Annotated in this window: 23 protein-coding genes; 7 read left to right on the forward strand and 16 right to left on the reverse strand. The window is 72.5% G+C overall.

All coding sequences use genetic code 11. From position 1 onward, the window contains the following. Window positions 1–56 precede the first annotated feature (56 nt). On the reverse strand, window positions 57–788 hold the full coding sequence (locus J5Y05_RS03495) for an SIR2 family NAD-dependent protein deacylase (protein WP_210868237.1): 732 nt from the start codon (window positions 786–788) through the stop codon (window positions 57–59). A gap of 42 nt (window positions 789–830) precedes the next feature. Next, window positions 831–1334 (reverse strand): NUDIX domain-containing protein, encoded by a 504-nt coding sequence (locus J5Y05_RS03500; RefSeq protein ID WP_210868238.1) that lies wholly within the window; start codon window positions 1332–1334, stop codon window positions 831–833. Window positions 1335–1493: 159 nt separating this feature from the next. Between J5Y05_RS03500 and J5Y05_RS03505 the strand changes: the two genes are divergently transcribed. After that, window positions 1494–2627: a glycerate kinase gene (locus J5Y05_RS03505; protein ID WP_210869671.1), complete on the forward strand. Its 1134-nt coding sequence runs from the start codon at window positions 1494–1496 to the stop codon at window positions 2625–2627. Window positions 2628–2772: 145 nt separating this feature from the next. Here the strand turns inward: J5Y05_RS03505 and pssA are convergent, their stop codons facing one another. From pssA to J5Y05_RS03550, 9 genes are all read right to left on the reverse strand, one after another. After that, window positions 2773–3591, reverse strand: a complete 819-nt coding sequence (gene pssA / locus J5Y05_RS03510; protein ID WP_030418749.1) for a CDP-diacylglycerol--serine O-phosphatidyltransferase — start codon at window positions 3589–3591, stop codon at window positions 2773–2775. 22 nt (window positions 3592–3613) lie between these two features. Further along, window positions 3614–4270 carry a phosphatidylserine decarboxylase gene (locus tag J5Y05_RS03515; protein WP_210868239.1) on the reverse strand — a complete coding sequence of 219 codons (657 nt, stop codon included), beginning with the start codon at window positions 4268–4270 and terminating at the stop codon, window positions 3614–3616. A 170-nt stretch (window positions 4271–4440) separates the two neighbouring features. Then, entirely contained in the window at window positions 4441–5646 is a 1206-nt protein-coding gene (locus tag J5Y05_RS03520) for an acyl-CoA dehydrogenase family protein (protein ID WP_210868240.1), read from the reverse strand. Beyond that, window positions 5647–6159 carry a MaoC family dehydratase gene (locus tag J5Y05_RS03525; protein ID WP_210868241.1) on the reverse strand — a complete coding sequence of 171 codons (513 nt, stop codon included), beginning with the start codon at window positions 6157–6159 and terminating at the stop codon, window positions 5647–5649. Window positions 6160–6164: 5 nt separating this feature from the next. Further along, window positions 6165–7175: an HpcH/HpaI aldolase/citrate lyase family protein gene (locus J5Y05_RS03530; RefSeq protein ID WP_210868242.1), complete on the reverse strand. Its 1011-nt coding sequence runs from the start codon at window positions 7173–7175 to the stop codon at window positions 6165–6167. Beyond that, on the reverse strand, window positions 7172–9199 hold the full coding sequence (locus tag J5Y05_RS03535) for an ethylmalonyl-CoA mutase (RefSeq protein WP_210868243.1): 2028 nt from the start codon (window positions 9197–9199) through the stop codon (window positions 7172–7174). Before J5Y05_RS03535 ends, J5Y05_RS03530 begins: the two co-directional genes overlap by 4 nt. 9 nt (window positions 9200–9208) lie before the next feature. After that, window positions 9209–10546 (reverse strand): crotonyl-CoA carboxylase/reductase, encoded by a 1338-nt coding sequence (gene ccrA / locus J5Y05_RS03540; protein WP_210869673.1) that lies wholly within the window; start codon window positions 10544–10546, stop codon window positions 9209–9211. A gap of 429 nt (window positions 10547–10975) precedes the next feature. Beyond that, window positions 10976–11791: a TetR family transcriptional regulator gene (locus J5Y05_RS03545; RefSeq protein WP_210869675.1), complete on the reverse strand. Its 816-nt coding sequence runs from the start codon at window positions 11789–11791 to the stop codon at window positions 10976–10978. Between the two features lie 157 nt (window positions 11792–11948). Further along, complete coding sequence (locus J5Y05_RS03550) at window positions 11949–13754, reverse strand: 3-hydroxyacyl-CoA dehydrogenase family protein (protein ID WP_210868244.1); 1806 nt, start codon at window positions 13752–13754, stop codon at window positions 11949–11951. A 424-nt stretch (window positions 13755–14178) separates the two neighbouring features. Between J5Y05_RS03550 and J5Y05_RS03555 the strand changes: the two genes are divergently transcribed. Further along, the gene (locus tag J5Y05_RS03555; protein WP_210868245.1) at window positions 14179–14763 is read left to right on the forward strand and encodes an adenylosuccinate lyase; all 585 of its coding nucleotides are present in this window, start codon (window positions 14179–14181) and stop codon (window positions 14761–14763) included. A gap of 86 nt (window positions 14764–14849) precedes the next feature. Here the strand turns inward: J5Y05_RS03555 and J5Y05_RS03560 are convergent, their stop codons facing one another. The 4 genes from J5Y05_RS03560 to J5Y05_RS03575 are packed head-to-tail and all read right to left on the reverse strand — an operon-like array spanning window position 14850 to window position 18000. Further along, window positions 14850–15389, reverse strand: a complete 540-nt coding sequence (locus J5Y05_RS03560; RefSeq protein ID WP_210868246.1) for a GNAT family N-acetyltransferase — start codon at window positions 15387–15389, stop codon at window positions 14850–14852. 31 nt (window positions 15390–15420) lie between these two features. Continuing rightward, entirely contained in the window at window positions 15421–15948 is a 528-nt protein-coding gene (locus J5Y05_RS03565; protein ID WP_372450453.1) for a GNAT family N-acetyltransferase, read from the reverse strand. Beyond that, window positions 15945–16343: a RidA family protein gene (locus J5Y05_RS03570; RefSeq protein WP_210868247.1), complete on the reverse strand. Its 399-nt coding sequence runs from the start codon at window positions 16341–16343 to the stop codon at window positions 15945–15947. Before J5Y05_RS03570 ends, J5Y05_RS03565 begins: the two co-directional genes overlap by 4 nt. A 55-nt stretch (window positions 16344–16398) precedes the next feature. After that, a complete protein-coding gene (locus tag J5Y05_RS03575; protein ID WP_210868248.1) occupies window positions 16399–18000 on the reverse strand; it encodes an alpha/beta hydrolase in 1602 nt (533 codons plus the stop codon). 359 nt (window positions 18001–18359) lie between these two features. On the opposite strand from J5Y05_RS03575, the gene J5Y05_RS03580 reads away from it, so the two are divergent. The 4 genes from J5Y05_RS03580 to J5Y05_RS31530 all read left to right on the forward strand — a co-directional run bounded on the left by J5Y05_RS03580 (window position 18360) and on the right by J5Y05_RS31530 (window position 20603). Then, complete coding sequence (locus tag J5Y05_RS03580) at window positions 18360–18575, forward strand: hypothetical protein (protein ID WP_210868249.1); 216 nt, start codon at window positions 18360–18362, stop codon at window positions 18573–18575. Between the two features lie 142 nt (window positions 18576–18717). Further along, window positions 18718–19968 carry a helix-turn-helix transcriptional regulator gene (locus J5Y05_RS03585; RefSeq protein WP_210868250.1) on the forward strand — a complete coding sequence of 417 codons (1251 nt, stop codon included), beginning with the start codon at window positions 18718–18720 and terminating at the stop codon, window positions 19966–19968. 126 nt (window positions 19969–20094) lie between these two features. After that, the gene (locus J5Y05_RS03590; protein ID WP_210868251.1) at window positions 20095–20298 is read left to right on the forward strand and encodes a hypothetical protein; all 204 of its coding nucleotides are present in this window, start codon (window positions 20095–20097) and stop codon (window positions 20296–20298) included. A gap of 50 nt (window positions 20299–20348) precedes the next feature. Beyond that, window positions 20349–20603 carry a DUF6415 family natural product biosynthesis protein gene (locus tag J5Y05_RS31530; protein WP_247614020.1) on the forward strand — a complete coding sequence of 85 codons (255 nt, stop codon included), beginning with the start codon at window positions 20349–20351 and terminating at the stop codon, window positions 20601–20603. On the opposite strand, the gene J5Y05_RS03595 is transcribed toward J5Y05_RS31530, so the two are convergent. After that, entirely contained in the window at window positions 20539–21573 is a 1035-nt protein-coding gene (locus tag J5Y05_RS03595; RefSeq protein ID WP_210868252.1) for an Rv2578c family radical SAM protein, read from the reverse strand. The two genes, J5Y05_RS31530 and J5Y05_RS03595, sit on opposite strands and share 65 nt — an antisense overlap. Window positions 21574–21767: 194 nt before the next feature. Here J5Y05_RS03595 and J5Y05_RS03600 point away from each other — a divergent pair, with 194 nt between their 5' ends. Next, the gene (locus J5Y05_RS03600) at window positions 21768–22214 is read left to right on the forward strand and encodes an SRPBCC family protein (RefSeq protein WP_210868253.1); all 447 of its coding nucleotides are present in this window, start codon (window positions 21768–21770) and stop codon (window positions 22212–22214) included. The last annotated feature ends 82 nt before the right edge of the window (window positions 22215–22296 follow it).

A 22296-nucleotide genomic window follows, 5' to 3' on the forward strand; every position in this document is an offset into this window, starting at 1 on the left:
GGAAGGTCGGTTCCATCATCCCATCGGACGCCCTGTGACGTCTCGCTCTCGCGCCGTCACCCGCCCCCGGCCAGCCGGCGCAGGAGGGCGGGCAGGGCGGTGCCGAGAGGCTCGCGGATCACCTCGTCGGCGATGTCGTCGTACGGGGTCGGTTCGGCGTTGACGATGATCAGGCGGGCCCCGTGGCCGGCGGCGACGCCCGCGAGACCGGCGGCGGGGTCGACCTGGAGGCTGGTGCCGGCCGCGACGAACACCTCGCACGCCTTGCTGATGGCGAGGGCCTGCCCCAGCACCTCGTGGTCGAGGGACTCGCCGAACATCACGGTGGCCGACTTCAGGATGCCGCCGCACCGCTCGCACGGCGGGTCGTCCTCGCCGGCCTCGACCCGGGCGAGGGCGTCCTCCATCGGCCCGCGCGCCCCGCACCGCGTGCACACGACAGCGCGCACGCTGCCGTGCAGCTCCAGCACCTTCCGCTCGGGCATCCCGGCGCGCTGGTGCAGCCCGTCCACGTTCTGCGTGATCACCCGGACCGGCACCCCGGCCCGTTCCAGCTCGGCCACGGCCCGGTGGGCGGCGTTCGGCTCGGCCCGCAGGGCGAGGTTGCGCCGCCGCATCCGCCAGGACCGGCGCCGGATCTCGGGGTCGCCCATGTAGAACTCGTACGTCACGAGCTTCTCGGCCTCGGGGTCCCTGCGCCACAGTCCGTCGGGTCCGCGGTAGTCGGGAATGCCGGAGTCGGTCGAGACACCGGCCCCGGTGAGGAGCGCGACGAGGGGCCTGTTCATGGGGCCGAGGGTAGGTCGCCGGGGGCCCAGGGGCGAGCGATTTCAGGGGCGGTCGTGCACGACGCGCCGGCCGTTCTCCAGTTCGGCGGTTCCGGTGCCGTCGGCGAGGACGTCCAGGGCGGCCAGCACCCGGCGGCACAGGGCGTCGGGCAGGAGGCGGGGGACCTCCGCGCGCTCCACCAGCCGCCAGGAGAGCAGCTCCTCCTCCTGGAGCCGGATCGCGCCGAACCGCTCCTCGTCGAGCACGCCGCCGTCGTACACGTACGCCACGATCGGCGGCCGGCCCTCGCCGGGCACCCAGTCCACCGCGAGCAGCCGGCCGAGCGGCAGGTCGAGGCCGATCTCCTCCGCGGTCTCGCGCCGGGCGGCCTGGCGCGGTGTCTCCCCGTCGTCGGACTCGACGGTGCCGCCGGGCAGCGTCCACCCGTCGCGGTAGTTCGGCTCGACGAGCAGGACCCGGCCGTCGGCGTGGCGGAAGAGGGCGGCGGCGCCGGCGAGGACGCGGGGGAGGCCGGCGATGTAGGCCGTGTAGTCGGCAGTGCTCATCCGGGCAGCGTAGCCGGGCGGCGGGGCCGTACGGCTTCTCCGCTGTGGGCAGGGGCATGACGAGGCGGTGGGGGCGAGGTTAAGGTCGCTGCGGCGCGACTGCCTTGACATGCGCAAGGCTCGGACGAGCAAGGGGAGAGCAAGGTGGCTGACGCTGCTGTGAACGGGACCCGCACGGTCCTCGTCGCCGCGGACAAGTTCAAGGGGTCGCTGACGGCCGTCGAGGTCGCCCGGCGGGTCACGGCCGGTCTGCGCCGCGTACGGCCGGACCTCGTGGTGGAGGCGCTGCCCGTCGCCGACGGCGGGGACGGCACCGTCGCCGCGGCGGTCGCGGCCGGGTTCGAACGCCGCGAGGTGCGGGTCGCCGGTCCGCTCGGGGACGAGGTGACGGCCGCGTTCGCGGTGCGCGGGGCGACCGCGGTGGTGGAGATGGCCGAGGCGAGCGGGCTCCAGCGGCTGCCGGAGGGCGTCCTCGCCCCGCTGACGGCCTCCACCCACGGCTCCGGCGAACTGCTGCGGGCCGCGCTGGACGCGGGCGCGCGCACGATCGTCTTCGGCGTCGGCGGCAGCGCGACCACCGACGGCGGCGCGGGGATGCTCTCCGCGCTGGGCGCGCGGTTCCCGGACGCGGCGGGGGAGCCGGTGGCGCCGGGCGGCGGGGGCCTCGCCGCGCTCGCCTCGGCCGACCTGTCCGGGCTGGACCCGCGGCTGTCCTCCGTCGAGCTGGTGCTCGCCAGCGACGTCGACAATCCGCTGACCGGGCCGAAGGGCGCCGCCGCGGTCTACGGGCCGCAGAAGGGCGCCTCGCCCGAGGACGTGGAGCGGCTCGACGCGGCCCTCGCCCACTACGCCCGGGTGCTGGAGGCGGCGGTGGGCGCACGGGCCGCCGGGTACGCGGCCTCGCCGGGGGCCGGCGCGGCGGGCGGCATCGGGTACGGGGCGCTGCTGCTCGGGGCGCGGTTCCGGCCGGGCATCGAGGTGATGCTCGACGTGCTGGGCTTCGCCCCGGCGCTGGAACGGGCGGACCTCGTGATCACGGGGGAGGGCTCGCTGGACGCGCAGACCCTGCACGGGAAGGCTCCCGCCGGGGTCGCGGCGGCGGCGCGGGCCGCGGGCAGGGAGGTCGTCGCGGTGTGCGGGCGGCTGGCGCTGACGCCGCGGGCGCTGGCGGAGGCGGGGATCGGGCGGGCGTACGCGCTCACCGACGTGGAGCCGGACGTGTCACGGTGCATCGCGGAGGCGGGGCCGATCCTGGAGCGGGTCGCCGAGCGGATCGCCCGCGACCTGGGCTGAGCGACCGGCCTGTACCGAGCGCCGGTCCGGGCGGAGCAACCGGCCTGGACCGAGCCCCGGCCCGGACCGAGCGGGCGGCCCCCTCGTCCCGGGGAACGCGAAGGGCCCGGACCGACTGGCGGTCCGGGCCCTCGTACGCCGAGGACTACGGGAGCTGCGCGGCCCGCGCCTCACGGCGGTTGTCGCGGAAGTTGTTCACCCGGCGGGCCGTGGCGAACAGGGGGATCACCGCCCCCATGACCAGTTGCAGCGCGCACCCGGTCTGGAGGAGGAGCTGTCCGCTCGGCGCGTCGAAGGCCCATCCGGCCAGCAGGCCCATGGACAGCACGATCCAGGACAGCATCGCTATGGCGAGGCGGCCCCGGGGCTTCGGGTACTCGACCCGGCTCACCATCAGCCAGGCCGTGCCGATGATGGCGAGCAGCGTCGCCACGAACGGCAGCTCCAGCAGCACGATCGAGACGACGGTCAGCGCGCCGAAGGGCGACGGCATCCCCTGGAAGGTGCCGTCCTTCACGGTGACGCAGGAGAACCGCGCGAGCCTCAGCACCACCGCCAGCAGCACCACGATCGCGCCCACCGCGGCCACCCGCTGGTGTGCGTCGTCCGCGACCATGCCGTAGACGAGGACGAAGTACGCCGGCGCCAGGCCGAAGCTGATCAGGTCGGAGAGGTTGTCCAGCTCGGCGCCCATGGGGGAGGAGCGCAGCTTGCGCGCCACCAGGCCGTCGAACAGGTCGAAGACCGCCGCGCACAGCATCAGGATCACGGCCGTGGCCGCGCTGTGCCGGGCCATGCCGGTCTCCTGGCTGCCCGTGAGGTGCGGGATCAGGATGCCGGTGGTGGTGAAGTACACCGCCATGAAGCCGCAGGTGGCGTTGCCGAGCGTGAGGGTGTCCGCTATCGAGAGGCGGAGGGAGAGGGGCATCTCCTCCTCGTCGTCCGCCTCGTCGGCGTCGGGCACCCAGCCCGTCTGGGTCTGGGGATCAATCACGGTCAATTCGAGTCACCCCAGCCACCGTCTTCTGACCCACCTCGACGTCGACCTCCACACCCTCGGGCAGGTAGAGGTCGACGCGCGAGCCGAAGCGGATCAGACCGATCCGGTCGCCCTGCTCGACCTTGGTGCCCTCGGGCACGTAGGGGACGATGCGGCGGGCGACCGCGCCGGCGATCTGGATCATCTCGATGTCGCCGAGTTCGGTGTCGAAGTGCCACACGACCCGCTCGTTGTTCTCGCTCTCCTTGTTGAAAGCGGGAACGAAACCGCCCGGGACGTGCTCGACGGAGGTCACCGTGCCGGCCAGCGGCGCGCGGTTGACGTGGACGTTGAGCGGGCTCATGAAGATCGCGACGCGGGTGCGGCCGTCCTTCCACGGCATGATGCTCTGCACCACACCGTCGGCGGGCGAGATGACGCGGCCCTGGGCGATCTCGCGCTCGGGGTCGCGGAAGAACCACAGCATCCCCGCCGCGAGCGCGGTGGCGGGGACGGCGACGGCCTTGGCGACACCCGAGCGGCGGGCGCGGACCAGGCTGAGGGCTGCGGTGGCGACGGTCGGCAGGAGCCACGGCGAGGCTCCGCGCGCGAGGCGTACGCCGGTGAGGCTGTCGCGGGGTGCAGAGGTTTGGCTGTGGGGCATGGATGACCTTCGTAGCGGATGAGGCCGCGCTAGGACGGGGGACGGCGGCTTTCGGGCGATCGTAGCGGCTTCGCACCGCAACTGGGTAAGCCAGGAAGCCGAGTCGACGGCTGGACCATGCCTACGGGGTGTGACCTTGTTCTCCAAGAAAACACCCCGTATCCGGACATCTAACCCTGGAATCGATACTCTTCGAGCAGTCTCCGGCCGATGATCATTTTCTGGATCTCGGCGGTGCCCTCCCCGATCAGGAGCATCGGTGCTTCACGGTAGAGTCGCTCGATCTCGTACTCCTTCGAGAAGCCGTATCCGCCGTGGATTCGGAAGGCGTCCTCCACGACCTCCTTGCAGTACTCGGACGCGAGGTACTTGGCCATCCCCGCTTCCAGGTCGTTTCGTTCGCCGGAGTCCTTTTTGCGTGCGGCATTCACCATCATCGCATGCGCCGCCTCGACCTTGGTGGCCATCTCGGCCAGCTTGAACTGGATGGCCTGGTGGTGGGCGATCTGGCGGCCGAAAGCATGGCGCTGCTGGGCGTATCGGACACCGAGTTCGAAGGCACGCCGAGCGACGCCGCAGCCACGGGCCGCGACATTCACGCGTCCCACCTCCACGCCGTCCATCATTTGGTAAAAACCTCGTCCGGTGGTGCCGCCGAGGACCCGATCGGCCGGAATGCGCACTCCGTCCATGATCAGCTCGGTGGTGTCGACGCCCTTGTACCCCATCTTCTCGATCTTGCCGGGGATGGTCAGGCCGGGCCGCACCTCCCCGAAGCCGGGCTCCTTCTCGACCAGGAACGTCGTCATCGACTTGTGCGGCGCGGTGCCCTCGGGGTGACCCTCGTCACTGCGGACCAGGACCGCGACCAGCGAGGAGGTGCCGCCGTTGGTCAGCCACATCTTCTGCCCGGTCAGGACGTACTCGTCGCCGTCGCGGACCGCCTTGGAGGAGATCGCCGACACGTCCGAGCCGAGCGCCGGCTCCGACATCGAGAACGCCCCCCGGATCTCTCCGGCGGCCATCCTCGGCAGGAAGTGGTCCTTCTGCTCCGGGGTGCCGTGCTGCTTGAGCATGTACGCCACGATGAAGTGCGTGTTGATGATGCCGGACACCGACATCCAGCCCCGGGCGATCTCCTCCACGCACAGCGCGTAGGTCAGCAGCGACTCGCCCAGACCCCCGTACTCCTCGGGGATCATCAGCCCGAACAGGCCCAGCTCGGTCAGCCCGTCGACGATGGCCTGCGGATACTCGTCACGGTGCTCCAGCTCGGTGGCGACCGGCAGGATCTCCTTGTCCACGAAGTCCCGGACGGTGGAGAGGATCTCCCGCTGGACGTCCGTGAGGCCGTGGGTCTGGGCGAGACGGCTCATCTACTTCTCCCGCGTCTTCGGCTCCGGGCGGCCGGGCTGCTCTCCGCCGCGCTCCTTGATGTACGTCCGGGTCGGCACCATCACCTTGCGGCGGAAGACGCACACCAGCGTCCCGTCCTGCTTGTGCCCCCGGGTCTCCACGTGGACGATCCCGCGGTCGTCCTTCGACTTCGAGGGCCGCTTGTCCAGCACGGTCGTCTCGCCGTAGATCGTGTCCCCGTGGAAGGTCGGCGCCACGTGCCGCAGCGACTCGACCTCCAGGTTGGCGATCGCCTTGCCCGAGACGTCCGGCACGGACATGCCCAGCAGCAGCGAGTACACGTAGTTGCCGACGACGACGTTCTTCCCGAAGTCCGTCGTCTCCCCGGCGTAGTGCGCGTCCAGGTGCAGCGGGTGGTGGTTCATGGTCAGCAGGCAGAACAGGTGGTCGTCGTACTCCGTGACCGTCTTGCCCGGCCAGTGCTTGTACACCGCCCCGACCTCGAACTCCTCGTACGTACGTCCGAACTGCATGTCGCTCAGCCCTCCGGGATCTCGAACTCGCTGGTCCGGCGCATCCCCGCCGCACGCCCCTTGCCCGCGATGACCAGCGCCATCTTCCGGCTCGCCTCGTCGATCATCTCGTCGCCGAGCATCGCCGAGCCCTTCTTCCCGCCCGCCTCGGAGGTGCAGTAGTCGTAGGCGTCGAGGATCAGCTCGGCGTGGTCGTAGTCCTCCTGGGAGGGCGAGAAGACCTCGTTGGCCGCCTCCACCTGGCCCGGGTGCAGCACCCACTTGCCGTCGAAGCCCAGCGCCGCGGCGCGCGTGGCCACCTTCCGGAAACCGTCCACGTCGCGGATCTGCAGGTAGGGGCCGTCGATGGCCTGGAGGTCGTTGGCACGGGCGGCCATGAGGATCTTCATCAGGATGTAGTGGTAGGCGTCCGCCGGGTAGCCGGGCGGCTGCTCACCCACCACCAGCGACTTCATGTTGATCGACGCCATGAAGTCGGCCGGCCCGAAGACGATCGTCTCGGTGCGCGGCGACGCCTGCGCGATCTCGTTGACGTTGTTGAGACCCCGCGCGTTCTCGATCTGGGCCTCGATGCCGATACGGCCCACCTCGAAGCCCATCGTCTTCTCGATCTGGGTCAGCAGCAGGTCCAGCGCCACGACCTGCTGCGCGTCCTGCACCTTCGGCAGCATGACGCAGTCCAGGTTCTGCCCGGCGCCCTCCACGACCGTGACGACGTCGCGGTAGGTCCATTCCGTGGTCCAGTCGTTGACCCGCACCACCCGGGTCTTGCCGCTCCAGTCGCCCTCGTTGAGGAACTTGACGATGGTGTGCCGGGCCTCCGGCTTCGCCAGCGGCGCGCACGCGTCCTCCAGGTCCAGGAACACCTGGTCCGCCGGGAGCCCCTGCGCCTTCTCCAGGAAGCGCGGGTTGCTCCCGGGGACCGCCAGACAGGAGCGGCGCGGACGCAGGCGGTCGACGGGGTGGGCGGTGCCGCCGGTGGGAAGGGCGGCGCCGGGAGAGGGGTGGGCGGTCATGCGGGGACCTCCAGGGGGTCGAGCTTGTTCGCGGTGCGGATCTCGTCGACGATACGGCCGATGATCCCGGTGATGTCGAAGTCCTTCGGGGTGAAGACCGCGGCGACTCCCGCGGCCCTGAGCTGCTCGGCGTCGCCGTTCGGGATGATCCCGCCGGCGATCACCGGGATGTCGGCGGCGCCTGCCTCGCGCAGCCGTTCCAGCACGTCCGGCACGAGCTGGGCGTGCGAGCCGGAGAGGATGGACAGGCCCACCGCGTGCACGTCCTCGGCGAGGGCGGCGTCCACGATCTGCTCGGGGGTGAGCCGGATGCCCTGGTAGACCACCTCGAACCCGGCGTCGCGGGCCCGTACGGCGATCTGCTCGGCGCCGTTGGAGTGCCCGTCCAGGCCCGGCTTGCCGACCAGGAAGCGCAGCTTGCCGACGCCGAGGTCACGGGCGGTCAGCTCCACCTTGTGGCGCACCCGGCCGAGCGCCGAGCCCCGCTCGGCGGGGACCGCGACCGGCGCCGAGGAGACGCCGGTGGGCGCCCGGAACTCGCCGAAGACCTCGCGCAGCGCCCCCGCCCACTCGCCGGTCGTGACCCCGGCGCGGGCGCAGTCGAGGGTGGCCTCCATCAGGTTCTCGGTGGTGCGGGCGGCCTCCTTCAGCCGCTCCAGGGCCTTGCAGGGGCGCGGGTGGTTGAAGGGCGGCTGGTAGCGGGTGTCCCGCCAGGTGCCGAGCGCGGCGACGACCCGGGCCTCGACCGCCGGGTCGACGGTCTGGATCGCGGTGTCCAGGTCGGCGGTGAGCGGGTTCGGCTCGGTGCCCTCGAAGGCGTTGACCCCGACGATCTTCTCCTCGCCGGACTCGATCCGGGCCCGGCGCTCGGCGTGCGAGGCGACGAGCCGGGACTTGAGGTAGCCGGACTCGACGGCGGCCATCGCGCCGCCCATCTCCTCGATGCGGACCATCTCGGCGCCGGCCGCCTCGACCAGCTCGTCCACCTTGGCGCCGATCACCTTCGAGCCGTCGAAGAGGTCGCCGTACTCCAGCAGATCGCTCTCGTAGGCCAGCACCTGCTGGATGCGCAGCGACCACTGCTGGTCCCAGGGGCGGGGCAGGCCCAGCGCCTCGTTCCAGGCGGGGAGCTGCACGGCCCGCGCGCGGGCGTCCTTGGAGAGGGTGACGGCCAGCATCTCCAGCACGATCCGCTGGACGTTGTTCTCCGGCTGCGCCTCGGTCAGACCGAGGGAGTTGACCTGGACGCCGTAGCGGAAGCGGCGGTGCCTGGGGTCCTCGATGCCGTACCGCTCCCGGGTGACGCGGTCCCAGATGAGGCCGAAGGCGCGCATCTTGCACATCTCCTCGACGAAGCGGACGCCCGCGTTCACGAAGAAGGAGATACGGCCGACCACCTCGCCCATGCGCTCCTCGGGCACCTGCCCGGAGTCGCGCACCGCGTCCAGTACCGCGACGGCGGTGGACATCGCGTACGCGATCTCCTGCACCGGCGTGGCACCCGCCTCCTGGAGGTGGTAGCTGCAGATGTTGATCGGGTTCCACTTCGGCAGGTGGGACACCGTGTACGCGATCATGTCCGTGGTCAGCCGCAGCGACGGACCGGGCGGGAACACGTGGGTGCCCCGGGACAGGTACTCCTTGACGATGTCGTTCTGCGTGGTGCCCTGGAGCCTGGTGAGGTCCGCGCCCTGTTCCTCCGCGACGACCTGGTAGAGCGCGAGCAGCCACATGGCGGTGGCGTTGATCGTCATGGAGGTGTTCATCTGCTCCAGGGGGATGTCCTGGAAGAGCCGGCGCATGTCGCCGAGGTGCGCGACGGGCACCCCGACCCGGCCGACCTCGCCGCGGGCGAGGACGTGGTCGGAGTCGTAGCCGGTCTGCGTCGGCAGGTCGAAGGCGACCGACAGGCCGGTCTGGCCCTTGGCCAGGTTGCGCCGGTACAGGGCGTTGGACGCCTCGGCCGTGGAGTGTCCGGCGTAGGTGCGCATGAGCCACGGCCGGTCCTTGTGACGCTCGCTCATCCCGTGGCCTCAGACGTTCCGGAAGCGGTTGATGGCGTCGGCGTGGCGGGCGCGCAGTTCGTGGTCGCGGACGCCGAGCCCCTCCTCGGGGGCGAGGCAGAGCACGCCGACCTTGCCCTGGTGCGCGTTGCGGTGCACGTCGTGGGCGGCCTGGCCGGTCTCCTCCAGGGAGTAGACCCGGGAGAGGGTCGGGTGGATCTTTCCCTTGGCGACCAGGCGGTTGGCCTCCCACGCCTCGCGGTAGTTGGCGAAGTGCGAGCCGACGATGCGCTTGAGCGACATCCACAGGTAGCGGTTGTCGTAGCTGTGGTCGTAGCCCGAGGTGGAGGCGCAGGTGACGATGGTGCCGCCCTTGCGGGTGACGTAGACGCTGGCGCCGAAGGTCTCGCGGCCGGGGTGCTCGAAGACGATGTCGACGTCCTCGCCGCCGGTGAGTTCGCGGATGCGCTTGCCGAGGCGCTTCCACTCCCGGGGGTCCTGAGTGTGCTCGTCCTTCCAGAAGCGGTACTCCTCGGCGCTGCGGTCGATGATCAGCTCGGCGCCCATGCGCCGGCAGATCTCGGCCTTGCGCTCGCTGGAGACGACGCAGATCGGGGTGGCGCCGCCGGCCAGCGCGAACTGGGTGGCGTACGAGCCGAGTCCGCCGCTGGCGCCCCAGATCAGGACGTTGTCGCCCTGCTTCATCCGGGCGCCGTTGCGGGAGACGAGCTGCCGGTAGGCGGTGGAGTTGACCAGGCCGGGGGCGGCGGCCTCCTCCCAGCTCAGGTGGGTCGGCTTGGGCATGAGCTGGTTGGACTTGACGAGGGCGATCTCGGCGAGGCCGCCGAAGTTGGTCTCGAAGCCCCAGATGCGCTGCTCGGGGTCGAGCATCGTGTCGTTGTGGCCGTCGCTGGACTCCAGCTCCACCGAGAGGCAGTGGGCGACCACCTCGTCGCCCGGCCGCCAGGCGTTGACCCCGGGGCCGGTGCGCAGGACGACGCCCGCCAGGTCGGAGCCGATGACGTGGTAGGGCAGGTCGTGCCGGCGGGTCAGGTCGCTGACGCGGCCGTAGCGCTCCAGGAAGCCGAAGGTCGACAGCGGCTCGAAGATCGAGGTCCAGACGGAGTTGTAGTTGACCGAGGAGGCCATCACGGCCACCAGGGCCTCGCCGGGGCCCAGTTCGGGCACCGGCACCTCGTCCAGGTGCAGTGACTTGCGGGGGTCCTTGTCGCGGGTGGCGAGCCCGGCGAACATCTCCGTCTCGTCCTTGTGCACGGTGATCGCGCGGTACGACTCGGGGAGCGGCAGCGCGGCGAAGTCGGCCGGTGTGGAGTCGGGCGACTGGATCGCGTCCAGGATGTCCTTCACGGTCACGGTGTTGCCTCCGGCGGTGAGCGCCCTGAGGGAGGGGCGCTGAGAGGGGTGCGTCGGTGCGCTGAGGGTTGGGTGAGGGGCCGAGGGGGTGCGGCTGTGGTGCTGTTCGGCAGCGCTTGGTGGCGCGGGAGGGTGCCTGTGACGCAGGCGTCCGGACAACGCGGGCGATCGCTCGCGGGGACAGCCGGACACCTTCAACGTATGACACGGCGTGTCACCCCGCAAGGCACTGAGTGCCAGGAAATGCACTCAGATGAAATCTTTACCCTTCAGATGAGCGATGATCGATCGAATGGACTCTCGGCGGCGAGTCAAAAGGGGCGCTGACATGCAAAAACGGCCACCCGGAGGGTGGCCGTCATCACAGGGCGGAAAGAGGCCGCTCAGCGGCGGAAAGCGGTCGCTCAGCGGCGGGAAGGCCGCTCAGCGGTCCCGGAGCGCCTGCTCGATGGTGCGCATGACCTCGTCCAGCGGCGCGTCGGTGCGCGCGACCGTCACGAGCACCTCGCCCTGGGCCGTCGCCGAGGCCGACGGGGACGCGGCGCGTACGGAACTGCCGCGCCCCGCGCCGATACCCGTGCCGAAGGTGCGCCGCACGATGGCGAAGGCGTGGTCGAGCTGCGCCTCCACATCGCCCTGCCCGTCCGCCCGCAGCCAGCGCCGCAGCACGTGGTTGTGGGCGGTGACCACGGCGGACGCGGCGACCTCCGCCAGCAACGGGTCGTCGTTGGCGTCGTCGTCGTGCGCGTGCTCGTCGAAGTGGCCGAGCAGGTACCGGGTGAAGAGCCGCTCGTAGCGGGCGACCGAGGCGATCTCCGCCTCCCGCAGGGTGGGCACCTCACGGGTCAGCTTGTAGCGGGCGACGGAGATCTCCGGCCGGGCCGCGTACATCTTCATGACTTCCTTGATGCCACGGCACACCGTGTCGAGCGGATGCTCGTGCGCCGGGGCCGCGTTGAGCACCGCCTCGGCGCGGACCAGGGTGTCGTCGTGGTCCGGGAAGATCGCCTCCTCCTTGGAACGGAAGTGGCGGAAGAAGGTGCGGCGCGCGACGCCGGCCGCCGCCGCGATCTCGTCGACGGTCGTCGCCTCGTAGCCCTTGGTCGCGAACAGCTCCATCGCCGCCGCCGCCAGCTCCCGGCGCATTTTCAGCCGCTGGGCCGCGGCGCGGCTGCCGGCCGCGCTCTCGGGCGCGTCGGACGTGGCAGGGGTACGTGGGGTCCTGGCGGGCTGGGACATGCCCCGAACGTACTGCATGCGCGGCCGGCGGTGCGCACGAGCGGGCCCTCCCCCGCCGCCGCGGGGCGGGGGAGAGCCGGCCGGGTCGAGCAGTCCGCCCCAGTCCTCGGCGGACCGGAACCAGGCGGCGAGCCGGTCGGCGGCGGGCATGCTCGCGTCAGCGTCGGGCATGTTCGCGGAAGCCCCGGCCGGACTTGCGGCCGAGGCAGCCCGCGGCCACCAGGTGCTCCAGCAGCGGCGCCGGTGCCAGCCCCGGGTCGCGGAACTCGCGGTGCAGCACCTTCTCGATGGCGAGCGAGACGTCCAGCCCCACCACGTCCAGCAGCTCGAAGGGGCCCATCGGATAGCCGCCGCCGAGCTTCATCGCCGTGTCGATGTCGTCCATCGACGCGTAGTGCTCCTGCACCATCTTGACCGCGTTGTTGAGGTACGGGAACAGCAGCGCGTTCACGATGAAACCGGCCCGGTCCCCGCAGTCCACCGGGTGCTTGCGCAGGGTCGCGCAGACCTCCCGGACGGTGGCGTGCACGTCGTCCCCGGTCAGCACCGTGCGGACCACCTCGACCAGTTTCATCGCCGGGGCCGGGTTGAAGAAGTGCATCCCGACCACGTCCCCGGGGCGCGAGGTGGCGCGGGCGCAGGCCACCACCGGCAGCGAGGAGGTGGTCGTCGCCAGGACCGCGCCGGGTCGGCACACCTTGTCCAGGGTGGCGAAGAGCTGCCGCTTCACCTCCAGCTCCTCCGCGACCGCCTCCACCGCGAGGTCCACCTCGGCGAAGTCGTCGTAACTCCCCGTCGGCGTGATCCGGGCCAGCGTCCCGGCGGCGGCCTCGTCGCTCAGCCTCCCCCGGGCCACCGACCGCGCCAGGGAGGCGCCGATACGGTCCTTCGCCGTCCGGGCCTTCTCCGCGCCGCGGGCGGCGAGGACGACCTCGTACCCCGCCTTGGCGAACACCTCGGCGATGCCGGAGGCCATCGTGCCCGACCCGGCGACACCGACGGTGCGCACCGGACGCCCCCGCACCGGCACGTCCGTCTCGCGCGGGGAGGCGGCGTCCGGCACCACCGCCGGGCTGCCCGGCGCCTCGTAGGTGTAGAAGCCGCGCCCCGCCTTGCGGCCCGTCAGGCCCGCCTCGCTGAGCTGGCGCAGGATCGGCGCGGGGGCGTGCAGCCGGTCGTGCGAGGCCGTGTACATCGCCTCCAGGACGGTGCGCGCGGTGTCCAGCCCGATCAGGTCCAGCAGTGCCAGCGGGCCCATGGGCAGCCCGCAGCCCAGGCGCATCGCGGCGTCGATGTCCTCGCGGGTGGCGTAGTGCGACTCGTACATCGCCGCCGCCTGGTTGAGGTAGCCGAAGAGCAGCCCGTCGGCGACGAAACCGGGCCGGTCGCCGACCGCGACGGGCTCCTTGCCGAGGTCGAGGGCGAGGTTGGTGACCGCCGCGACGGCCGCGGGCGCGGTCAGCACCGAGGAGACGACCTCCACCAGCCTCATCGCCGGGGCCGGGTTGAAGAAGTGCAGGCCGAGCACGCGCTCGGGCCGGGCCGAGTCGGCGGCCAGCCGGGTCACCGACAGCGCGTTGGTGCCGGTCGCCAGCACGGTGTCCGGGCGCACGATCCCGTCCAGCTCCCGGAAGATCCGCTGCTTGACCTCGTACGACTCCGGGGCGACCTCGATCACCAGATCGGCGTCGGCCGCCGCCCGCGGGTCGGTGGTGGTGCGCAGCCGGGCGAGCACGTCCGCGCGCTCGCCCTCGGTCAGCCGGCCGCGGGCGACGGCACGGGCGGTGGACGACTCCAGCGCGGCGGCGGCCCGCACGGCCTGCGCCTCGCTGATGTCGATGCCGACGACGTCGCGGCCGGCCGTGGCCAGGACCTCGGCGATGCCGGTGCCCATGGTGCCGAGGCCGACCACGGCGACGGTCCGGAGCGGGGACAGGGGGGTGTCGGGCAGGGGAGCGGCCATCGCGGGACTCCAGGAATGAGGGGTGACGACGGGAAGCGCCCGGGTGCGCCGGACGGCGCACCGGGTGCGGGAGGTGCGGGAGAGCACAGGGAGAGAAGGAGGGTGCTGGTGGAGGTGTGCCGGGCGCACGCGCCCGGTGCCGTCGGGGCGGACGCGCACACGTCCGCGCCACGGCGTCGTACCAGCCGGCCCTGTCCCGGAGCCGGGTCGCTCCGCGGTGCCCGGGGGCTCCGCGCCGACGTCCCCCGCCGTCACGACGGCGGAGTCCGTCCCGTCACGGCCGGCCGCGTCACCAGACCGCCGTGCGGAGTGCGCGAGTGGGTAACTCGCTCGTCTGAGCTTAACCACCGGGTAACGAGCGCGCCAGCCCCCGGTGTTCGTGATCTGCGTCCCAGAGGCGGGGTGACGTGTCTAACCTCCTGTCATGGACGAAGAGTTGCGAGCGCTCACGGAGCGCTTACGGACCGAGGCGGACGCCTCGGGCGACCGCGCGGCCTGCGACCGCCTCGCGGAGATCGCGGGCCCGGACGAACTGGCGGCGGTCCTCACCGAGCCCGGACACCCCCTGTGGGCCCGCGAACTGGCCGCGTTCCGGCTGGGATCGGCCGGTGACCGGCGGGCCTTCGAGTCCCTGGTGCTGCTGCTCAACCACCGCGACCCCCCGCGCTGCGCCGCCGCCGCCGAGGCCCTGGCCCGGCTCGGCGACCCACGCACCGCACGGGCCGCCGCCGCCCTCGCCACCAACGAACTGCGCGTGGCCTACGCCCTGCAACCCGTGCGCCTGCTGGCCGTGTTGCGCGCCCCCGAGTCCGTGCCCGCGCTGATCACCACCCTGGAACGCCGGCTGCGCCCGCACGACCCGTACCACCGGATCGCCCTCGCCTGCGTCGAGGCCCTCGGCACCCTCGGCGACGCCCGAGCGACACCGATCCTGCGCGAGGCCCTGACCCACCCAGCCCTCACGGAAGCGGCGACGGCCGCGCTGGCCCGGATTCCCGGCCAGCGGTGAGCCCTTGACCGGGCGCCGGCCTCAGTCGACGAGCGCCCTCACGCGCGTGGGCGGGCGGGTACTCCCCGGACGGTTCCGTCGCGGACTCAACCGGACGGTGTGACCGGGGACCGCATGCCGAGCCACTGCTCGGCTCCCCACGCCTGGAACCGCTCCACCTCGGCGAACCCCAGCTTCGCCGCGAGACGCATCGAGCCGACGTTGGCGGTCTGGGTGGTGAGCACCACCGGCTCGCCGGGAAGCACGCCGGAGAGCATGCCGAGCGCCGCCGTGCACGCCTCGGCGGCGTACCCGAACCCCCACGCCCGTGGCAGGAACAGGTAACCGAGGTCGGCCTTCCCCATGGCAGCCGGCCGGCTGTGCCCGGTCGCCCTCCTGAGCAGGATCTGGCCGATCATCGCTCCGTCGAGATCGACGACGAAGCTCCCGGGCCACCGTTCCGGTACCTTGGGCAACTCGCGCTCAAGCTCTTCGCGCGGGCGGGGGCCGCCGAGGTAGGTGTGCACCTCTGCAGAAGAGAGCAGTTCGACGAACGTCCCGCGGTCCCGTGCCTCGGCCGCACGGAGGACGAGCCGTTCGGTCCTGATCGGCTCGGGGGGCCAGGCCCGGAGTCCTAAACCTTCCATCGGCGCAGGCTAACAGGATGCCGGCCGCCCCTCAGCCGGTCAGCTCCCTCCTGTACCGCACCTCCGGTACCGCCGTGCCGTTCACCTCGAAGGGTTCCTCGGTGCCGTCGGCGTGGAAGCCCGCGCTGGTGTAGAAGCGGCGGGCGCGGGTGTTGCCCTTCAGGACCCACAGCAGCGCGCGCGGGTACCCGGCGGCGGCGCAGTGGCTCAGGGACGTCTCCAGCAGGGCCCGGCCTATGCCGGTGCCGGCCCGCTCGGGGTCGACGTAGAGCGCGTACACCTCGGCGTCGGCGGTGGTGGTGTCGCCCTCGCGGTACGGGCCGTGGCAGACCCAGCCGGTGACCGTGCCGGCGGCGTCGGCGGAGACCAGGTTCACCACACCGGGCGCCGCCTCGGCGAGCATCGTACGGCGCCGCTCGACGTCCTCGGCCGGGTCGAGCCCGTCCAGGTAGGACCGGGCCACCAGACCCCGGTAGGCCCACTGCCAGCCGCGTACGCGGATCTCGCCCACCCGCTCGCAGTCCCCGGGCGTCATCGCGCGCACCGTCGGACCGCTCACGGGGCGACCACCGCCAGGGCCTCGATCTCCATCAGGAACTCGGGCCGCACCAGGCCGGCCACCCGCACCGCCGAGGCGGCCGGCAGCCGGTCGTCGGGGATGTGGCCGGCGCGGGCGGCGCGGATCGCGGGCATGTGCGCCATGTCCGTGACGAAGTAGGTCAGCTTCACCACGTCGTCGAAACCGGCGCCGGCCGCGGCCAGGCAGCGGCGCAGGTTCTCGAAGACCTGGCGGGCCTGTGCCGCCGCGTCGCCCTCGCCGACGATCCGGCCCTCCGCGTCCAGCGCGAGCTGGCCCGAGACCGCGACGAGGCGGCCGGTCGCGGAGACGACGTGGGTGTACTGGGCGGCGGGGGCGACGCCCTCGGGGGCGGGAATCCTGGTCAGGTCGCTCATGGGCGCATCATGTCCCACGGCTCCGGCCGGTGTCCCGCCCCTTTCGGCCCGCCGGTCAGCCGCGCGGAGCGAGCAGCCCGTGCAGGGCCGCGCCGCGCGCGGACGCCGACGTCGTCTGGGACTCCAGTGGCCGCGGATCGGGCAGCGCCGGGCAGACCGCGTCCGCCTCGCCGGTGCCGCGCGGCAGGGTGCCGTCGGTCAGATAGGCCGTCAGGTGCCGGTCCAGGCAGGCGTTCCCGCTCAGCGTGACGCCGTGGTTCCCGCCGCCCTCCTCGACGACGAGGCGCGAGCCGCGCAGCATCCGGTGCAGGGTGACGGCGCCGTCGTACGGGGTGGCCGCGTCGCCGGTCGCCTGGAACAGCAGGGCGGGCGGCAGCGCGTGGTTGGTGACGTCCACGGGCCTTCGCGCGGGGGTCGGCCAGAACGCGCACGGCGCGTTGTACCAGGTGTTGTTCCAGGTCATGAAGGGCGCCTCGCGGTGCGTCGCCCAACTGTCCGCGCGCCACCGCGCCCAGCTCCGGGGCCAGCCGGCGTCCCGGCACTGCACGGCGGTGTAGACGCTGTACCCGTTGTCGTCGGAGGCGCCCGCGGCAGCGAAGTCCTCGTACGCCTCGACCAGCGGGCCGGTCTCCCCGTCGTGGGCGTACGCGGCGAACGCCTCGGCCAGATAGGGCCAGTAGCCGTTGTAGTAGCCGCCCGGCAGGAAGGTGTCCTCCAGCTCCGCCGGGCCGACCCGGCCCTCGGCGGGCTCACGCGCGAGCGCCGCCCGCATCGCGTACCAGGCGGCCTCGACGCCGTCCGGGTCGGTGCCGAGCCGGTACACGCCGTCGTGCTCGGCGATCCAGGCCATGAAGGCGCGGTGGCGCTGCTCGAAGGCGCGGTCCTGGCCGAGGTTGTCCTCGTACCAGACGCCGGTGGGGTCGACGACGGAGTCGAGCACGAGGCGCCGCACGCGGTCGGGGTACCGCTTGGCGTAGACGGCGCCCAGGTAGGTGCCGTACGAGTAGCCGAAGTAGTTCAGCTTCCGCGCGCCGAGGGCCGCGCGGATGGCGTCCATGTCGCGCACGGCGTCGACGGTGCCCATGTGCGGCAGCAACTCGCCGTGCTTCTCGCCGCAGGCGGCGGCGAAGGCGGCGGCCCGGTCGAGGTTGGCCTTCTCGACGGCCGGGGTGGACGGCACCGGATCGGGGCGTACGGGGTCGAAGTGGCCCGGCAGGCAGTCCAGCGCCGGTTCGCTGCGGCCGACGCCCCGCGGGTCGAAGCCGATCACGTCGTACTCGGCGGCGACCTCGGCGGGCAGCGCGGACGCCACGAAACCGGCCAGCGTCAGCCCACTGCCGCCCGGCCCGCCGGGGTTGACCAGCAGGGGGCCCTGGTACGTCGCGGAGGTGTGCGGCACGCGGGAGAGGGCCAGCGTGATCTTCTTGCCGCCCGGAAGGTCGTGGTCGAGCGGCACCGTCAGGGAGGCGCACTGGAGCGTCGGATAGCCGGGGGTGCCGCACGCGCGCCAGTCGGGCGCCACGCTCGTACCGTGCGCCACGCTCGTACCGCGCGGTGCGCTCGCGGAGTGCGGTGCGCTGGCCTGGGCGGGCAGGGCGGTGACGGACCCGGCGGCGATGACGGCGGCCCCGCACAGCACGGCTGCGCGTTGTCTCATGAAGTCTCCCGGGGACGGAGAGGCAAGGGCCCGCGCGGCTCGCGGTCCCCGCCGCATCGTCCCGGACCCCACCCCCGAAAGAACGCCCCGCCCACAGACTTGGCCCAAACGGCCCCTCGGATGCCCCCGAATGCCCGCGGCCGGCCAAAGTCGTTCAGGGGCGGTCACCAGGCCCTGACGTCGACGGCCCGTCTCCGGCGCCGCGGAGCCGAGTGGCGCCGCCTTGGCCGAACTCGTCTTGCCGTACGGCTCGACCCGCACCGTCCTCCGGGCAAGGATGTGGCTGCCGGGGACGGCTCGGAGCGCGCTGGGCTTCGGCCCAGTCCACCCCTGCCCGCAGACGTGAGAGGGACCCGACGATGAGTGACCGCGTGAACGTGCGAGTGCTGCTGCTCTATGGCGACCAGGCCGAAGTCGTCGCCGACGTACCACCGGAGGAGCGCGCCCAGCCGGTGCGGTACCCGGCCGCGGACATCGCCGCGGAGACCGGTCTGCCGGTCGTGGACCTCCCCGGCAAGCGGCTGACAGCCGTCGTGGACCACGGAGACCGGCTGTCGGCCTGGCGGCGGGCCTGAGCTTCGTACGACTCCTCCCGGTGTCCACCCGGCGGGCTCGTTCGGCGGAGATGCCGGTGCGTGTCCGTCGGGGCCTCACGGAGGGACCGGTCTCACCCGTACCCTGGCGGGGACGTAGTCGGCTGGGAGGGGCAAGGCCGTGATGTCCTCAGAACCTACTCCGGACCCGTACGCCGACCCGCTGAGGTTCGGCCAGCGGGTGCAGATCCTGCGGGAGCGTCGCGGCATGACGCAGGCGCAGTTGGCAGACTTCGTCGGTCTGTCGCCGCACACCCTGCGAAAGATCGAGAACGGTCAGCAGAAGGCGCCCGGCCTCGACCTGGTGCTGCGCATCGCCGAGGCGCTGCGGGTCCGTGACCTGGCGGACCTGACGGGCCGCCCCGACGGGCACGTGGACCTGTTCGTCGGGCCCGGCCACCCCCGCCTGGTGGCGGTGAAGGCCGCGATCGACAGCTTCGGCTTCACGGCGAGCGCCGAACTGCCGCCCGTCGGGCACGTGGAGGCCCGGCTGTGTGCCGCGTGGCGGGAGAGGCATCGGTCGCCCAACCACCGGGAGGCGATCGGCCGGCTGCTGCCCGACCTCATCCGCGACGCTCAACTCCTCGTGCGGCACGCGGACTCGGCCGCCGAGCGGCGCCGGGCGCAGGCCCTGTTGTCCCAGACGTACTCCCTGGCGCAGTTCTTCATCGCCTACCAGCCGGACGGCTCCTTGCTGTGGAGAGTCGCCGAGCGCGGCATGATCGCGGCCCAGGAGAGCGAGGACCCGCACGCGATCGGTGTGGCGTCCTGGCTTCTCGCACAGGCCCACCGCGACAGCGGCCCCCGCCACTTCGACGCCGCGGACGCCGTGAACGAGGAAGCCGTCCGCCACCTCGCCCCGCTTCTCCCGGACGCGCCCGACGACATCCTGGCCATCGCCGGGGCGCTGGAGTTCGAGTTGGGGTACACCGCCGCCCGCCGACGGGAGACCGGCACGGCGTGGCGGCACTGGGAGCGGGCGAACGACATGGCGGCCCGGCTGCCCGCCGACTACCACCACCCCGTCACCTCGTTCTCCCGTGCCGTCATGGGCGCACACGCGGTGACGGTGGCGGTCGAACTCCACCAGGGCGGCGAGTCGGTGCGGCAGTCGGCGAAGGCGGACAAGGCCGTCATCAAGTCCCGGCCCCGCCGGGCCCGTCACCGCATCGAGGAAGCTCGCGGCTACCACCTGGACGGGCAGCCCGATGTCGCGGTGGCCGCCCTGGAGAAGGCGTTCGAGGCCGCGGCGGAGACGATCCGCTACAACGGCTACGCGCGGGCGATCCTCCTGGAGGAGATCGAGTCGACCCAGGCACCCCGCCGCCGACGCGCGGCCGAGCTGGCGTCGAAGGTCGGCCTCCTCGCCGCCTGAGCGTAGCGACCGGATCACGGTCGGCGATCGGGCGGGAGCGGTTCTACGGTCGAAGCTCAGACCCCGGCGAGGTGGCGAGACCTCCCGGGGAACGGCCCACGCTCGATCCGTAGAGGGAGCGTCGACATGACGAACCGTACCGCCCTGACCCGCTCGGCGGATGTCAGGATGACCATCCGCGTGTACACGGTCGACCGCCACGGTGCGGTCACCGGCGAACGCGCCACCGTGGACGTGACGACGGACCGGGAGACGCCGCCGCCGTTCGGCGGTACGTACCCGCCGTGCGGGTGCCCGCGGCACCGCGCCGGGAAGCAGGTGAGCCGGTGAGGACCGGGACCGGGCGGCACGCTCTTCCGGTCCGCCCGAACCTGACCGTGATGCGCCGGGTCGCCCGGGACGTCCTCGCCGGTGATGCCGAACCGCCGTCGCCCGACGAGTTGGAGAAGCTCACCCTCGTGCTGCGGGGACATATCGCGCTCACCGTGCCGGAGATCGAGACGGCCGCGCTTCGGCTCCCCGGTACCTTCCCGGAGGGACGGTCTGGGGGTGGCCGGGGGAGGTGGAGGGTCAGAGGAACGAGAGTTGGGTCGGGTGGGGGCGGGGCCCCGGGGTGGCTGGAGGCGGCGGGCTGAGAGGGCGGCGGTCCGCGGCGGGGCCCATGCCGTACTCGCGGGCGAGGTCGTGGACCTGGCGGGTGATGCGGCGTTGGTACCAGGTCGGGGCGTAGGCGCCGTCCGCGTACAGGCGTTCGTAGCGGCGGACCAGGTGGGGGTGGTGGCGGGCGAGCCACGCCGTGAACCACTCCCGGGCGCCCGGCCGCAGGTGCAGGACCAGCGGTGTCACCGAGGTGGCCCCCGCGGCGGCGATCGCCCGGACCGTCGCCCGCAACTGGGCCGGCTCGTCGCTCAGGTAGGGCAGGACCGGCGCCATCAGCACCCCGCAGGCGAGTCCCCGTTCGCCCAGCGCGCGCACCACCTCCAGCCGGCGTTCCGGGGCCGGGGTGCCCGGCTCCACCGTGCGCCACAGCTCGGTGTCGGTGAAGCCGACCGAGACGGAGACGCCCACGTCCGTCACCCGCGCCGCCCGCGTCAGCAGGTCGAGGTCGCGCAGGATCAGCGTGCCCTTGGTCAGGACCGAGAACGGGTTGGCCCGCTCGGTCAGGGCGGTGATGATGCCCGGCATCAGGCGGTAGCGGCCCTCCGCGCGCTGGTAGCAGTCGACGTTGGTGCCCATCGCCACGTGCTCGCCCCGCCACCTGGAGGAGGCCAGTTGCCGGCGCAGCAGCTCCGGCGCGTTCACCTTGACGACGATCTGGGTGTCGAAGCCGAGGCCCGTGTCGAGGTCCAGGTAGCCGTGGGTCTTGCGGGCGAAGCAGTACACGCACGCGTGCGTGCACCCCCGGTAGGGGTTCACCGTCCACTCGAACGGCATGCGTGAGGCGCCCGGCACCCGGTTCAGGATCGAGCGGGCCCGCACCTCGTGGAAGGTGATGCCCTGGAACTCGGGCGTGTCGATGGTACGGACGGTCACCGCGTCCGCGCCGAACAGCGTGGCGTCGGCGGTCCTGGCGTGGTCGGAGTCCGTGAGGTTCTCCCAGCGCATCGGCGCCTCCTCGGTAGCACTGCGCGCCACAATAGAACATATGTTCCCATGATCGTGCGCGCGTGCCCCCGGCCTGCGCGCCCGCCGGTCCCCGGGGCACCCCGCCCCCTGGTCGCGCGCCCCCCGATTTGGAGGCCGGGCGGCGGGGTGGTTGGCTTGCCCCGACCCCGAGAAACAGGCCCTGGAGGAACCCGATGGCGCAGGTCGAGGCGACGACGGAGCGGATTGTGGCGGCGGACGCGGAGACGGTGTTCGACACCCTCGCCGACTACGCCGGCACGCGCGCGAAGCTGCTGCCCGAGCACTTCAGCGAGTACGAGGTCCGCGAGGGCGGCGACGGCGAGGGCACCCTCGTCCACTGGAAGCTCCAGGCCACCAGCAAGCGCGTCCGCGACTGCCTGCTGGAGGTCACCGAGCCGACCGAAGGCGAGCTGGTCGAGAAGGACCGCAACTCCACCATGGTCACCGTCTGGCGGGTCACCCCGGCCGGCGAGGGCTCCTCCCGGGTCGTCGTCACCACCACCTGGCAGGGCGCCGGCGGCATCGGCGGCTTCTTCGAGCGGACCTTCGCCCCCAAGGGCCTCGGCCGGATCTACGACGCGATGCTCGCCAAGCTCGCCGCCGAGGTCGAGAAGAAGTAACCAAGAGGCCGTTCCCCGGGGCGCGTTGGCCCGCCCTCACCGGTTCGAGTGATCCTCAGGCGTTCACGTCCCGCACCGTAAC

The organism is Streptomyces tagetis (genome assembly GCF_018069565.1).
Classification (GTDB): Bacteria; Actinomycetota; Actinomycetes; order Streptomycetales; family Streptomycetaceae; genus Streptomyces; species Streptomyces tagetis.